The organism is Mesobacillus persicus (assembly GCF_900109925.1).
Classification (GTDB): domain Bacteria; phylum Bacillota; class Bacilli; order Bacillales; family Cytobacillaceae; genus Mesobacillus_B; species Mesobacillus_B persicus.
In genome coordinates this window covers 39563-54117 of the sequence record NZ_FOBW01000006.1, presented here as the reverse complement: position 1 = coordinate 54117, position 14555 = coordinate 39563, and the positions used below count along the sequence as shown (strand labels likewise).

Below are 14555 nucleotides of genomic sequence, written 5' to 3'. Positions count from 1 at the left end.
GCGGAAATCAACATTCTTGTTTAACAGAGCCTCTTGAAAAATGATTCACGGCATTTTCCTATTTTAAAAGTATATTTTCTAGTTATTATTGTGGGAATAAAATGAAAAATCATTTAAAATGGAGGGAACAAAGGTGTTCACAAATTTGTCACAAGGGGTTTAAGTTATGGGTCTATTAGTTGCTCAAAAGGATAAACAGCTTTTAGGGAAAATCATTAAGCTTCATGGTCTGTTTTCACAGCATGAAGATTCCGAGGCATCCGCAAAATCTAGGGAACTTGGAAGAAAGACATTAGAAAAAGAGTTTGCAATCGCTTTTTGTGGCCATTTTTCTGCTGGTAAGTCAAGCATGATTAACTCTTTAATAGGTGAAGACATACTTCCGTCTAGTCCAATCCCCACAAGTGCAAACCTTGTAAAAATCAAATCTGGGGAAGAATATGCGCGGGTTTTCTTTAAAGAAGGAAAGCCAAGGTTTTATCCAGCACCCTATGATTATGAAATAGTAAAAAACTACTGCAAGGATGGCGACCAAATCGAATCGCTTGAAATTAGTCATAAAGGATCGAGGATTCTAGAGGAAGTAGTGATTATGGACACACCTGGAATTGACTCAGCTGATGATGCCCACAGGATTGCTACGGAGTCAGCACTTCATCTAGCTGATCTGGTATTGTATGTAATGGATTATAATCACGTCCAGTCGGAGCTTAACTTTTTATTTACAAAAGAGTTAACCGAGGCTGGCAAAGAGCTTTATCTTGTTGTGAATATGATAGATAAGCACCGTGAGGAAGAACTACGGTTTGAAGACTTTAAGAAAAGTGTTTCCGATTCTTTTGCGTCTTGGGGAGTTCAACCGAAGGGAATTTATTTTACTTCATTAAAACAGCCAGATTTTGAGCATAATCAATTCAATGAGCTGCAACAATTACTTCAAGAACGCATTCGAAATCGGGAAGAAATGCTTCCAGAGTCAGTGTTCAAATCACTTGTTAAGGTATCAGAAGATCATGTTAAACAATTAACAGAAACAACAGAAAATCAGTTTTCACAATTAAAGTTGCGTTTGAATGACGTACCTGAAACCGAATGGGGTCAACTTCCTGAGCAGCATGAACAAATAAAAGGAAAATTAAGAGAGTTAGAAAGCCGAGAAGCAAGGAGGGAAGTTGATTTCACTGAAGGGGTTGATGCGATCTTAAAGAGTGCATACTTAATGCCGTTTAAGACTCGTGAATTGGCAGAGTCTTATTTAACATCTATGCAATCTGACTTTAAAGTGGGTTTGTTCTTTGCCAAACAGAAGACTCTTCAGGAACGTGAATCTAGACTTGAACTATTTTATCAGGACCTTGCAGAGAAGGTACAGGCCCAATTAGATTGGCACCTAAAAGAGTTTCTCCTTAAATGCCTTAAGGAGCAAAAAATTCAGGAGGGTAACCTTTTAACACTTGCCCAGTCGTTTAAAGTGAATTTTACAAAAGAGCTTTTACAACAAACCATTAAGTCTGGTGCAGTCGTATCTGGGGATTATGTACTTACCTATACAAATGATGTTGCCGAAATGCTGAAAAAACAATCACGTGAGCAGTTGAGAAGCTTCAAGGAGGAATACTTAGCTTCAGTAAAGTCTTTATCCGGCCATGAGTTAGTAGAGGCAAAGGAAGAGGAAAAACTACTCGGGCAATTAGTTGACACATATCAAAGTGTTTTAAAAGCGGAGGAACTGCTTTCAGCTAGAACGGAGGAAATATTTAATGCATTATATGGAGAGCTTCAACTAGCCCCACCGGTGGAAGAGGCAGAAGCCCTATTCATCCAAAAGCTTGATGAAGAAGTGGTCTTAAATACTGAGAATCTCTCAAGGAAAGATCAACCTAAGACGAGTCAAAACAGAACCGAAAGCAACCGTACGAATCAAGAGGGGCAGGTAAACTTAGAAAACTACCATAGGCAAGTGAACAATCTAGTGGAGAAATTGCGGGAAACAGCAGGAGCGGTGGATAGTTTGCCTGGCTTAAAAAGGATTTCAAAAGAATTGATTGAAAAAGCCGGAAGACTAGAAAATCAGCAGTTCACTGTAGCCTTATTCGGGGCATTTAGTGCGGGGAAATCCTCATTTGCAAATGCATTAATTGGTGAAAACCTTCTTCCGGTATCGCCAAATCCAACAACAGCAGCCATAAATAAAATAAAGCCGATTGATGATGTGCACCCACATGGAACGGTTCTTGTGAAGGTGAAAGACGCCGTTCAACTGTTAGAGGAAGTGAACAGGTCATTAAAGTTGTTTAAAATGGAGGCCTCTAATTTTACAGAGGCATTGGAAAAAATAGCTTCAATTCAGGTGGGTGAAGCGAATACAGGGGCATCAGAAAAGCTCCACCATTCTTTTCTTAAGGCTTTCTCAACAGGCTACCGGTTATTTGAAAGTCGGATGGGCAACGTTTTCACGACGGATTTGAATGCTTTTCGTGGGTATGTAGCAGATGAGGAGAAGTCCTGTTTTGTTGAATGGATAGAGGTATATTACGACTGTGAATTGACAAGAGAAGGGATCAGTCTCGTAGATACACCAGGGGCAGATTCAATCAATGCTAGGCATACGGGAGTCGCCTTCGATTATATTAAAAACTCAGATGCGATACTCTTTGTTACTTATTATAATCATGCTTTCTCTAGAGCGGATCGAGAATTCCTAATCCAGCTAGGTAGGGTCAAGGATACGTTTGAACTTGATAAGATGTTTTTTATTGTTAATGCGATTGACTTGGCCAATTCAGAGGAAGAAATGGAAGATGTCCTAAACTATGTCGAAGATCAACTCGTTCAATATGGAATAAGGAAGCCCCATCTCCACCCTGTGTCTAGTCTGAAAGCGTTAAAAGAAAAAATGGAAAACATTGAAGGAGATTCAAGGTTTACTCAATTTGAACAGTCGTTCTATTCGTTTATTTCAGATGATTTAATGCGGATGGCAATGGAATCGGCTGAAGCTAAATGGCAACAATCTGTCCAAACTCTAGAAAAATTACTGCACTCAGCTCAAGAAGGTCAAGAAGAAAAGATGAAGAAACTTGCTGAACTTGACCATGAAAAACATAACGTTCTTAATCACATTAAAGGCAAGGATGTGGACTTTTTAGAGAAACAGCTTACTCAAGAAGCGGATGAACTTGTGTACTATATTAAACAAAGGGTGTTCTTAAGATTCAATGAATTTTTCCGTGAATCTTTTAATCCAACGGTCATTAAAGATGATGGGCGTGATTTAAAACATGCCTTACAGTCAGCTCTTGATGAGTTGATAGAAAGTATTGGGTATGACCTGCTTCAAGAAATGCGGGCCACAACTTTAAGGATTGAAGCGTTCATTACAAAGCTATTTAATGAATTCCAACAACGACTTAGTACAGAGTTAAATAAACTTTCAGATGATTTAACGATTGCTACGGTTGAACTAACAGAGTTTGATGAAATCGACTTTGAAGTAGCGTTTAAAGATCTAGATAAAAAAGTATTTAAAAAAGCATTAGGTTCGTTTAAAAATCCAAAGGCATTCTTCGAGAAGGATGAAAAAAGAGTAATGAGCGAAGAAGTGGAAAAGATTCTAGAACAGCCAGCGGATGAGTATTTGCAAAAACAAAATAAGGATTTGAAAGACCATTATCATGCTTCATTAATAAAGCTATTTGAGCGCTTGCTCACTGACATTGTTGAACAGACGGAAGAATATTATACGGGCTTAAGGTCAACTCTTTCAACAGATTTTCCTTTAGACGAACTCAAAGATACCTATACCAAGATAAAGTCGCTAGCATAAGGACGTGAAGGAATGAAGGAATGGCTCAACGCGATTGAAAGAGACTATGAGGTCAAAATCTTGTATGCGTGTGAGGCAGGTAGCAGAGCGTGGGGATATGCTTCAGCAGACTCAGATCAGGATATTCGCTTTATTTTTAAGCACGAGGATGCTCGAAAGTATTTCTCCCTTGATGCTCCGCTTGAAGTCATTACGATTCATCATCCATATGATGCTCAAGGCTGGGACATACAAAAAGCTTTTCGGCTTTTGCGCAAGTCTAATCCTAATTTGTTTGAATGGGCCTTTTCCTCGACAGTTTACGTCGATGTGGAAGGCTTTCAGACACAATTACAGGAACAGGTCGTTTCAGGCTATTCTCCCTACTCACTGGGAATGCATTACCTTAGTCTTGCAAGACGAAATCTAAACGCGACCACCGAAGAGAATGGATTTACTGGTCAAGATCAGAAACAGCTCCTTTATTGTCTCCGTTCCTTGTTGATTATTAAGGGGTTAGCAGAGCGTCTCCCTGTTAATGGGCAGCTTATTCCTAATGGTTTACAAGAGGAACCGAATACCGAGGGTTCGGAATTGTTTCTAAAACTAATAGAGGCCAAACGTCAGGGTAATCTGATTGTAGAGCAAGACAGGGCGAGGCTTAAACAGCTAATTCATAAATTGCTCGAGGAACTGTCAATTGAAGTGAAGTCCTTTGAAAAAGGGAAGAACGCTACAGAGTCCCTTAATCATTGGCTGTGGAATCTACTAGGACTTTGGGGGTGAAAAGGTGGTCAACCGATTTCATGCCTGTGCTACATGTGTCCATTTCTGTGCAAATCGGACAGAAAACGGGATGAAGTATGTTTGCAGTCGATTGGGCTTTGAGACGAAAACATCCTATCAGTTTAATTGCTGGGACCCGAAACCTCATGTCTTAAAGCTAATGGTAAAAGGGAAAAATAAATGACCTTTAAAAGGAAGCGCCAAGCACGAGCAATGGCGCTTCCTTTAGTTTCTAGTACCAATTTGTGGTTTTGATCATTAAAACGCTAGTAATCATGCTATAATGGGTAAGTTGCTTTTGAAAATTAGAGTTATGTATATATATTATTGATAGTAAAATAGGAGGTATGAATTCGTGAATAAATCAACTCTTATGTTAGTCGATGGCATGGCATTATTATTTCGTGCCTTTTATGCAACGGCGGTAACTGGACAATTTATGATTAACTCTAAAGGAATTCCAACAAATGGAGTTCAAGGTTTTGTGAAACATATGATGACAGCTGTTGCGAGTTTCAAGCCTAGCCATGTGGCGGTTTGCTGGGATATGGGAAGTAAAACGTTTAGAACTGAAATGTTTCCTGAGTACAAAGCAAATCGCGGAGAAGCGCCTGTTGAGCTGATTCCTCAGTTTGATCTTGTTAAGGAAATTGTAGAAGCCTTTGACATACCGAATATCGGAATGCCTGGCTATGAAGCAGATGACTGCATTGGGACAATTGCTAGAAATGTTCATGAGGAAATTCATGTTTCTATATTAACGGGCGATAAAGATATTCTTCAGCTCATTAATGATCGGACCTCGGTTATCTTATTGCAAAAGGGCTATGGAAATTATCAGGTTCATAATCGTGATACGCTTTATACGGAAAAAGGTATATGGCCGGAACAAATGATTGATTTAAAGGCTTTGATGGGTGATCCAAGTGATAATTACCCTGGGGTACGGGGAATTGGTGAAAAGACAGCTATCAAACTCTTACAGCAATTTGATCATATTGAAGGAATACTCGCCAACCTAGATTCGTTAACAAAAGGCCAACGTAGTAAAATTGAACAAGACCTGGATATGCTTCACCTTAGCAGGAAACTAGCAGAGATTAAATGTGATGTTGAGGTAAGTTGTAATTTAGATACAGCTACACTTCTAATTGACCGTGATAAGGTACTACGTAAATTTGAGGAGATTGAGTTTAAAGGTTTGCATAAATTTATTCTAAATAGTGATAAGGAACTTGCTTAAATATAAAACGGCCGAAAAACTCGGCCGTTTTTTTGTGCTTGTTTAGAAAATTCGCCTCCGCTTTTCGTTCAATCCAAGGGCAACCTTCTGGCTGGACTCGTCTAGACTCACGGGGCTGACCAAGGCGCTTGCGCTTTTGTTCTCTCAATAGGGTTTATTTTGTATTGCTTCGTTTCGCTGCATTCTCTAAGTCTGTCTTAGGATTTTTTGTTAGTTCAGCGTCCTGGCCATATCCTTGTGGATTCACTCCTGGAGCTTTTGTTCCCCGACCATGTTTTTTACTCATATTATTTCACTCCTTTTCGATTAGCGAGCTACATCGTTTAGCTTTTACCGAAAATTGACCGTTTATTTCAAAGTTACTTGAGAAATTTTTTCATGGTTATTATGCCTCGAAAGTATAAAAACAGACGTTTCTTTTCAAATTAAGACAGAGGTGAGTAATTTGAATAAGGGCATAGTAATTGCATTATCAAGTATCGGTATTGCACAAGCACTTAAAATTCCGATTCATTATATAAAGACGAAGGAATGGAAGCCAGATTTATTTTTTGCTACAGGTGGGATGCCTAGCTCTCATTCAGCAGGGGTCTCGTCTTTGAGTACTTATGTTGCGCTGAAAAAAGGAGTTCCTACAGTTGATTTCGCGTTATCAGTAGTCTTTGGCATGATTGTTATGTATGATGCACAAGGGATTAGAAGACAGACGGGGGAATTGACTTTAAAGGTAAATGACTTAGATGAATTAATTGATAAAATACATGAACATGAAACCGTTAAATATGAGGAGAAAGCTCCAGAGCCACTTAAGGAAGTCCTTGGACATAAACCTGCAGAAGTCCTTGCGGGCGCAGTAGTTGGGATTTGCCTAGGGATGCTTGGTTACCAATTTTCAAAAAAATGATAGAAATTTGTCGAATCCTCTGGTAAAATCTACATTGGATATGGATAGATTCACCAGAGAGGGTTGGCCATAAATGAATACATTAGAGGATTACTTGCTTAGCTTAAAAAGCAAGGGTTTTCATTTTGGAGAAGATGCAATTGGCTTCATTTATTTTGGGAAACAGTACACTGAGGCATCTGATGAATTAATAAATACAGCAATCGAAATTACGTTGAAAGTGCAAAAGAGGTTTGATGGGAGCTTCTATATTTCTTTGTTGGAGACCTTCATGGCCAATGAAATCAAAGGGCGCCGAGAAGCTTTGAACTTTGTGAAAGTAAAGCAGCTACTTCCCTTACCATAAAACAAAGGAGCGGAATCAGGGTTAAACCTCTGTATCCGCTCCTTTTTTTGTAGTTAGAACAGGTTTAAGTTTTGGGAATCGAGTTGCTGGCAATTCAGCTAAAATCATCCCTGCGAAGATCAATAGACAGCCAGCAATGGCACTGTATGAAAGACGATCTCCTGCCCAAGTAAAGCCAGTAATCGCAGCGAAAACAGGTTCCATTGCAAAGATTAGAGCGACCCTTGTTGCAGTAGTATACTTTTGGAACTTGGTTTGAATCAGGTAAGCAAGTGCCGTTGCAAAAACGGCTGTCGTTATTAAAGCCATCATGACCTCTGAGGTTAAGAGGATGGATGGATCAAAGGCTCGTTGCCAATCTTCAAATAGAATAGCCGATATGCCAGATAAAACAGCAACTGTAGCAATTTGGATGACTGTTAGTAGAAGGGTTGGAAATTGACTCGTATATTTGCCGGTCAATAATATTTGAAGAGCAAACCCAATTGCACAAATAAACACTAAACCATCACCAATATTTAACCCTGTTACATCCGTCATCGTCAAGAGGTATAGACCAATCGTAGCCACAAACACTCCGATATAGGCATTCACAGAAAGGCGTTTACGGAAAAGGATAATCGTGAATAATGGAACCATCACAACACTTAAACCGGTAATGAAAGCGGCTTTTGAAGATGTTGTATAAACAAGGCCTAGAGTTTGAAAGCCATACCCTATAAATAACCAAAATCCAAGAATGAACCCAGCTAAAAACACCTTCTTATCGAAGCTCTTTATTTGCTTACGTTCAAAAAGAGTTAGCCATAAACCTAGTAGAACTGCAGCTAGGGTAAAACGTACCCAATTAAATGATAAAGGTTCCAGAAAGGAAATTGCATTTTGAACGACCACAAAGGTCGCACCCCAAATTAATGCGACAAACAACAAAGAAAAATCTGCAATAAGAGAAGGTTTCATAGGTCTTTTCCCTCATCTAGATTATTTGCTCGGATGGCTTTACGAGCCAGTTCATCGGCCATTTTATTTAGTGAGGAAGGAATCCACTTCATAAAAAAGAGATCAAATTGACCTGACAGGGTTAATGCTTTTTCTAATAAGGGTTTATATAGAGGATTCCTAACAAATTCCTTCTCCACGGCTGTGTCTACGAGCTCCGAATCTGTTCGAAACGATACCGTTTTGAACCCCTTTTCATGGCAAATCTCTAAACCTTTGATAAAAGCCTGGTATTCAGCTTCGTGGTTAGACATCAATCCTAATGGAATAGAATAAGTAAAGACTTCACCATTTGCTTTAATAAAGATGCCCGCTCCGCTTGGACCGGGGTTTCCAGCACTTGCACCATCGATATAAACTTCAATCAAAAATCATTTCCCCTATTCCTATAATGTTTAGGTTCAGTGTATCATAAAATCATTGTTGAGAACGCTAATAACATCCATTATAAATCAATCGATTCTATTTCTGAAGTGAGGCGAAAAATATGAAATATAAACTGGAATATAAGTATAAATTAAAAGGAAAAGAACCAGTTTCCTTTACTTCTGACTGGCTCGAGGGAGAAGATGCTCTTTTTGCAGGTGAAGAGTTAGAAAAGACAGGGAAAGCGATTGAAATTTCCTTCTCAGATGAGATAGGCACATCTTGGACAATCAAAGAAATGAAAAAACTATTAGCAGAAATAGAAGAGGAACCACATGATTTAACAGTATATTTTGATGGTGGTTTTAATCGTGAAAACAATCACTCTGGACTGGGTGCCATTGTTTATTACCAGCAAGGGAAAAAAAAGTATCGTCTGCGTGCTAATCAACTCGTTGAGGAGCTTGATACAAATAATGAAGCTGAATATGCGGCATTCTACTTTGCGTTAACCTTGTTAGAAGAACTGAATGTACATCATCTGGCTTGTGAGTTTAAGGGGGATTCTCAAGTTGTTCTTAAACAACTTGAAGGAGAATGGCCTTGCTATGAAGAAACTTTAAACTCATGGCTCGATCGGATTGAAGAGAAAATAAAAGCACTAGGATTACATCCAAAATATACTGCAATTGATCGCAAAGAAAATAAAGAAGCAGACAAATTAGCCACTCAAGCATTAGAGGGGAAATCAATACACAGTAAAATGCAGATACTGTAAGGTAAGGAAGGTGGAAGCGATTGTCAAGGAAACAAGTGCTTGCAGACATGGAAGCTCTCATGGATACCTATTGTACGGGGTGCTTTCTAAAAAGGCAGAATAAGAAAGATCATGGAAAGCGCTATGCACACCGCTTTTGTATTAGTCAATGTACGGTTGGGGAGAAATTAAAGGCTTGCGGGACAAAACTATCTGTTCAAAACACTAAGTGATAGAAGCAGACACTAAAATAGGCTGGCGGTAGCGCCAGCCCAGGTGTAATTCCTTTTTATTATCTATTATAATTTCACAACATTAGCAGCTTGTGGTCCACGGTTTCCTTCAACAATTTCAAAAGAAACTTCTTGGCCTTCTTCAAGAGACTTATAGCCTTCTCCTTGAATAGCAGTGAAATGAACGAATACATCATCTCCGCCTTCAACTTCGATAAAACCGAAACCTTTTTCATTATTGAACCATTTTACTTTACCGTTTTGCATGTTACATTTTCCTCCTAAGCCTTTTCAAGACACTTCATTAGTGTCAAAGTAAATATTTTCATTTAACAGGACATACAGATTTATTTAAAAAATAATAATATATTCTGATAAATGATGTTTTAAATATACATGAAATAGCCCTTGGCAGTCAAGAATCCATAACGATATTTCAAATAAAATTCACTAATTTTGGACATGTCACTTCCAAAGCAATAGCATAAAAAAATTGTAGTTCTCATACCTTTATTGAAAAGCTTAAAGGGTGAGGAAATGTATCGTTTTACAATGGATGGTAATCATTGGATCATCAGGTTTTCACCACATTTGGATATTGAGGAAGAGGACAAAGAAATTGTTATTCAATTGGTGCTAGAGTTTGAAACAAAAGTGAAGGGTTTTTCTCATGGTGAATCATTTCTTCTTTTTGACGATAAGTTGGGTGCGATTATCTTTAGAATTGAAAAAATCCCCTCGTCGATTTTTACCGTTTCTACCATCGTCCCTAAAGATAAGTGGTATAAAAAGACTTTATTGGCTATTGAGCCGTATTAATCTTGAAACTGAATCTAGAAGAAGCAGCCAGTGAGAAAAAGCTGCTTCTTCTTTTATTTGTGTCTTTACTGTTTTGGATAAGCTCGGCTAAAATAAGATTGAGTCATTTATTTTAATTGTATTTAGGAGGAGCTATGAAATTAATTATTGCGGAAAAGCCTGACCAGGGCAGGACGCTTGCCTCCGTTTTTAAAATGAAAAAACGGGAAGGATTCATCGAAATTCTTCCAAATGAGATTTTTCCCAATGGAGCTTACGTTACATGGGCCATTGGACATCTAACGGAATTAGCAGCCCCCGAAAAGTACGATTCCTCTTGGAAAAAATGGTCACTCTCTACCTTGCCGATTATTCCAGAGCATTTTCAGTATGAAGTGGTTAAATCAAAAGCTAAGCAATTTTCAATCATCAAAAATCTCGCCGCTGATTCAAAAGTTACGGAAATTATTCATGCCGGTGATGCCGGGCGTGAAGGAGAGCTTATTATCCGTAACATACTCCGACTTGCAGGATGCCAAAAGCCTATGAAGCGGTTATGGATTTCCTCGCTAACTCCGAAAGCCATTCGCGAAGGTTTTCAAAAGCTCCTGAATGAAGCAGATACAAAAAATCTATATTTTGAAGCCTATACTAGGTCATGTGCCGATTGGGTTGTCGGGATGAACGCTTCAAGGCTGTACACCTTGCTTCTCCAGCAGCAAGGATTTTCTGATGTATTTTCGCTTGGTCGTGTTCAAACGCCAACGCTTGCACTCATTGTCAAACGTGAACAGGAAATTGACGGTTTTGTTTCTGAACCTTTTTGGGAGGTCATCGCAAAATTTAATTTAAATGGGAAGAAATACACCGGAAAATGGGAAAAAGACGGCGATTCTAGAATTAAAACGAAAGAGTTGGCAGAAAAAATTGCTGGATTTTGCCAAGGTAAATCAGCTGAAGTAGTCGAGGTGAAGTCGGAGAAAAAAGAATTTTCACCACCGCTTTTTTATAATTTATCTGCAATCCAAGCGGATGCCAACAAAAGGTTTAAGTTTCCACCAAAGAAAACGCTCGATGTCTTACAGGGGCTCTATCAACGTGGAATTGTTTCATACCCCCGCTCAGATTCAAGATATGTGACTCCTGGAGAGGCAGAGGGGTTTCCAGTGATTTTGGCTAAGATTCAAGCCAAAGAAGAATATAAGGAGTTTTTTCCGCTACCGGTTGAATCGATTAAAGATCATTCAAGGTATGTGAACGAAAAAAAGGTGACTGATCACTATGCCATTATCCCAACCGAACAGGTACCGGACTTAAATCGACTGACTCCTGATGAGAAGAAGCTGTATGATCTGCTTGTTAGAACGTTAGTTGCCGCCCATTATCCAGCATCAGTAGCGGAGTACACAACAATCAGGTCATTAGTTGATGGACGAGCCGTATTCGTTTCAAAAGGGAAAGTGCAGTTAGAGGAAGGTTGGCGTAGAGTCCTCCCCCATAAGGAAAAAGAAAAGGATCCGGAACTCCCGAAGATTTTTGAAGGAGAAAAGGGGGAAGTATCCAAAGTAGAGGTAAAAGAAAGTAAAACACAGCCGCCTAAGCGTTACACAGAAGGGCAATTAATTACCTTAATGAAAACAGCTGGTAAACATATTGAAGATAAAGAGCTAGAAAAGGTGCTTATGAAAACAGAAGGTCTCGGAACAGAAGCAACCCGGGCGGGAATCATCACGATGCTGAAGGACAGAGGGTATATTCAAATCAGTAAAAATCTTGTTTTTGCTACAGCCAAGGCAAAGATTCTTATTCAGGCGCTAGGTGGACAAGTCCTAGCATCCCCTGAGATGACAGCAAAATGGGAAAAGCGTTTAAAGGAAATAGGACAGGGGGAGGCTTCGCCAAAATCATTCATTGAGCAAACCGAAAAGATGGTGGCTCATCTTGTTATGCAGACTTCTGAGGCGGCTACGACTTGGAGCTTTGAAACGGAAATGAAGGAGGCGTTCGTACCCGGAAAAAGAAACGGGAAACGAGTCCAAGGTGCAAGTCTTGGAAAATGCAAAATTTGTGGTGGGAATGTAGTAGATAAGGGCAATCTATTCGGCTGTTCAAACTATCAAAAGACGAAATGCAACTTTAGTATATCGAAGAAAATACTAGGAAAGACCATTACTCAAAAACTCGTGAAGCAACTATTAAAGGATGGGACGACCGAAATTATTCAAGAGTTTAAAGGGAAAGAAAAGCCGTTTAATGCCAAGCTAGTTTGGGATGAAAAAGACGCGAAAATAAAATTTGATTTTGCAAATACCTGATGATGATATGGCTAACCTTGTCTAACACAGGTATCTATAGTAAAATTTTATTTGGTTATGGAAGAATAATGGAGGTTAAGGGATGCCGACACCTAGTATGGAAGACTACATTGAACAGATTTATATTTTAATTGAAGAAAAAGGATATGCAAGGGTTTCAGATATCGCTGAAGCATTGTCCGTCCATCCCTCCTCGGTAACAAAAATGGTTCAAAAGCTTGATAAGGACCAATATTTAGTGTATGAAAAATACCGTGGCCTTGACCTGACATCAAAAGGGAAAAAAATAGGACAAAGATTGGTGTATCGCCATGAGCTACTTGAACAATTACTGAAAATTATAGGTGTAAAGGAAGAGAACATCTACCAAGACGTCGAAGGTATTGAACATCATCTAAGTTGGGATGCAATTGACCGAATCGGAGATTTAGTTCAGTATTTTGAGGAAGATAGAAATCGTATTGAGGACTTAAAAGAAGTGCAACAAAAGAATGAAGACAATGATGAATAACCGGAACACCTGACATGGCTTGTCAGGTGTTTTTAGTTCAAAGCTTGGACCGATTTAACTTGCGAAAAGCTCTATTTTTGTACGTTAAAAGTAAATTTACAAGCTCTTTTCTCATAATGGTGGCAGATTTCACTATATAGATAGCGCAGACACTTAGTATTCAGCTTAAAAAGCACAAAGTTTTGAGAAAAGAGCCTAATAGATTTCTGGAAGTTCATTTACATTTGGAAGATCAAAATCCATGGGATTATCAGAGTCCGCCGTTTCTTGTACATTCGCTCCAGTAATTACACCTTCCTCCGCTTCTGCGAGAGCTTTACGGTATGAAATTACCCTTCCCTCAGATGTAAGGAAAGAAATAATTTCTCCGGCATGGTTCCGGTAGACACCAGTTAGCAGTTCTCCGCTCATCTACTCACACCCTTTCTTATTTAGTATTTCTCTTTTAAAGGGAAAATAAACCATATTGTGCTCAATTACATTGTTGATTAGAGGGAGAACCCACAGCTACGTTTAACGCAGCGGATAAAAAAGGAGCACTTCTTATAAAAGAAGGCTCCTTTGGTGCTTTCATTTCCACTCGTAAGGTGTTTCTTGATAAACATAGTAATTCAACCAATTTGAAAAAAATAAATGGGCATGCGAGCGCCAACAGTTGATTGGCTTTTGGTTAGGGTTATCCTTCGGGAAATAATGAACCGGGACAGGTACGGATAAACCCCTTTCTAAATCCCGTGTGTATTCTTCGGCTAGAGTTTCTGTTTCATATTCTAGATGACCTGTCACCATAATTTGTTTTCGATCTAGTGACTGAATGATGAAAGCACCAGCCTCTTCAGAAGAGGACAATAATTTCAAATCAGGTGAATTTAAAATTTCAGCTACCGAAGTGTCTGTATGTCGTGAATGTGGAGCGAAAAATACATCATCAAATCCACGTAGGATTTTTTCTGTTCGATCAAAAATTTGATGCGCGTAGATTCCTGAACACTTTTGAGGGAGTTCATTCTTACCAATGCCATAATGGTGGTAGAGGGCTGCTTGGGCTCCCCAACAAATATGCAGAGTAGATGTGACATTGGTTTTGGTCCAATCAAATATTTCCTCGAGCTCTTTCCAATAACTCACTTCATTAAATGCAATTAATTCGACAGGAGCACCGGTAATAATCATGCCATCATACTTCTTGTTTCTGACTTCATCAAAGGTCGTATAAAATTGATCCAGGTGATATCGGCTTGTGTTTTTGGACTCATATGTAGCTGTTTTTAAAAATGTGATATTGACCTGGAGTGGTGTGTTGCCTAATAAACGCAGGAACTGTGCCTCTGCTTTTTCTTTTTCGGGCATTAAGTTAAGTATTAAAATATTTAAGGGTCTAATATCTTGTTGACTAGCCCGGTCTTCTTCCATGATAAAAATATTTTCCTCTTCAAGAATCTCCCGTGCTGGAAGAAGCTTTGGAATGGTAATTGGCATCCGTACCCCTCCT

Annotated in this window: 16 protein-coding genes; 10 read left to right on the top strand and 6 right to left on the bottom strand. The window is 39.0% G+C overall.

The genetic code is table 11. The features are described from left to right. The first annotated feature begins 166 nt into the window (after window positions 1-166). From BMX30_RS09850 to BMX30_RS09835, 3 genes are all read left to right on the top strand, one after another. Complete coding sequence (locus BMX30_RS09850; protein ID WP_090744428.1) at window positions 167-3826, top strand: dynamin family protein; 3660 nt, start codon at window positions 167-169, stop codon at window positions 3824-3826. Between the two features lie 12 nt (window positions 3827-3838). Then, window positions 3839-4591 carry a nucleotidyltransferase domain-containing protein gene (locus BMX30_RS09845; RefSeq protein WP_090744425.1) on the top strand — a complete coding sequence of 251 codons (753 nt, stop codon included), beginning with the start codon at window positions 3839-3841 and terminating at the stop codon, window positions 4589-4591. 373 nt (window positions 4592-4964) lie between these two features. Continuing rightward, window positions 4965-5834, top strand: a complete 870-nt coding sequence (locus BMX30_RS09835) for a 5'-3' exonuclease (RefSeq protein ID WP_170843846.1) — start codon at window positions 4965-4967, stop codon at window positions 5832-5834. 154 nt (window positions 5835-5988) lie between these two features. On the opposite strand, the gene sspL is transcribed toward BMX30_RS09835, so the two are convergent. Further along, window positions 5989-6120, bottom strand: coding sequence for a small, acid-soluble spore protein L (gene sspL / locus BMX30_RS09830; protein ID WP_090744419.1), 132 nt, complete (start codon window positions 6118-6120; stop codon window positions 5989-5991). 159 nt (window positions 6121-6279) lie between these two features. Between sspL and BMX30_RS09825 the strand changes: the two genes are divergently transcribed. Together BMX30_RS09825 and BMX30_RS09820 are read left to right on the top strand one after the other, a co-directional pair. Continuing rightward, on the top strand, window positions 6280-6738 hold the full coding sequence (locus BMX30_RS09825) for a divergent PAP2 family protein (RefSeq protein WP_090744417.1): 459 nt from the start codon (window positions 6280-6282) through the stop codon (window positions 6736-6738). 73 nt (window positions 6739-6811) lie between these two features. Beyond that, window positions 6812-7084, top strand: coding sequence for a DUF6123 family protein (locus tag BMX30_RS09820; RefSeq protein WP_090744414.1), 273 nt, complete (start codon window positions 6812-6814; stop codon window positions 7082-7084). A 21-nt stretch (window positions 7085-7105) separates the two neighbouring features. On the opposite strand, the gene BMX30_RS09815 is transcribed toward BMX30_RS09820, so the two are convergent. Then, complete coding sequence (locus tag BMX30_RS09815; RefSeq protein WP_090744411.1) at window positions 7106-8044, bottom strand: DMT family transporter; 939 nt, start codon at window positions 8042-8044, stop codon at window positions 7106-7108. Further along, on the bottom strand, window positions 8041-8451 hold the full coding sequence (locus BMX30_RS09810; RefSeq protein WP_090744408.1) for a reverse transcriptase-like protein: 411 nt from the start codon (window positions 8449-8451) through the stop codon (window positions 8041-8043). The genes BMX30_RS09815 and BMX30_RS09810 overlap by 4 nt, the downstream gene beginning before the upstream one ends. Window positions 8452-8570: 119 nt before the next feature. On the opposite strand from BMX30_RS09810, the gene BMX30_RS09805 reads away from it, so the two are divergent. After that, window positions 8571-9227 (top strand): reverse transcriptase-like protein, encoded by a 657-nt coding sequence (locus tag BMX30_RS09805; RefSeq protein WP_090744406.1) that lies wholly within the window; start codon window positions 8571-8573, stop codon window positions 9225-9227. Between the two features lie 20 nt (window positions 9228-9247). Further along, window positions 9248-9439 carry a zinc-finger domain-containing protein gene (locus BMX30_RS09800; protein WP_090744403.1) on the top strand — a complete coding sequence of 64 codons (192 nt, stop codon included), beginning with the start codon at window positions 9248-9250 and terminating at the stop codon, window positions 9437-9439. A gap of 66 nt (window positions 9440-9505) precedes the next feature. On the opposite strand, the gene cspD is transcribed toward BMX30_RS09800, so the two are convergent. After that, window positions 9506-9706, bottom strand: coding sequence for a cold-shock protein CspD (gene cspD, locus BMX30_RS09795; RefSeq protein ID WP_046524220.1), 201 nt, complete (start codon window positions 9704-9706; stop codon window positions 9506-9508). A 270-nt stretch (window positions 9707-9976) separates the two neighbouring features. On the opposite strand from cspD, the gene BMX30_RS09790 reads away from it, so the two are divergent. The 3 genes from BMX30_RS09790 (at window position 9977) to mntR (ending at window position 13063) form a co-directional block, all read left to right on the top strand. Beyond that, window positions 9977-10258 (top strand): hypothetical protein, encoded by a 282-nt coding sequence (locus tag BMX30_RS09790; RefSeq protein WP_090744400.1) that lies wholly within the window; start codon window positions 9977-9979, stop codon window positions 10256-10258. Window positions 10259-10392: 134 nt separating this feature from the next. Beyond that, window positions 10393-12552, top strand: a complete 2160-nt coding sequence (locus tag BMX30_RS09785; protein ID WP_090744397.1) for a DNA topoisomerase III — start codon at window positions 10393-10395, stop codon at window positions 12550-12552. 82 nt (window positions 12553-12634) lie between these two features. Beyond that, complete coding sequence (mntR, locus tag BMX30_RS09780) at window positions 12635-13063, top strand: transcriptional regulator MntR (protein ID WP_090744394.1); 429 nt, start codon at window positions 12635-12637, stop codon at window positions 13061-13063. 195 nt (window positions 13064-13258) lie between these two features. On the opposite strand, the gene BMX30_RS09775 is transcribed toward mntR, so the two are convergent. Both BMX30_RS09775 and metA read right to left on the bottom strand, forming a co-directional pair. Continuing rightward, window positions 13259-13474: a DUF3892 domain-containing protein gene (locus BMX30_RS09775; protein ID WP_090744391.1), complete on the bottom strand. Its 216-nt coding sequence runs from the start codon at window positions 13472-13474 to the stop codon at window positions 13259-13261. Between the two features lie 159 nt (window positions 13475-13633). After that, window positions 13634-14542 carry a homoserine O-acetyltransferase MetA gene (gene metA, locus BMX30_RS09770; protein ID WP_090744389.1) on the bottom strand — a complete coding sequence of 303 codons (909 nt, stop codon included), beginning with the start codon at window positions 14540-14542 and terminating at the stop codon, window positions 13634-13636. Window positions 14543-14555: the final 13 nt, after the last annotated feature.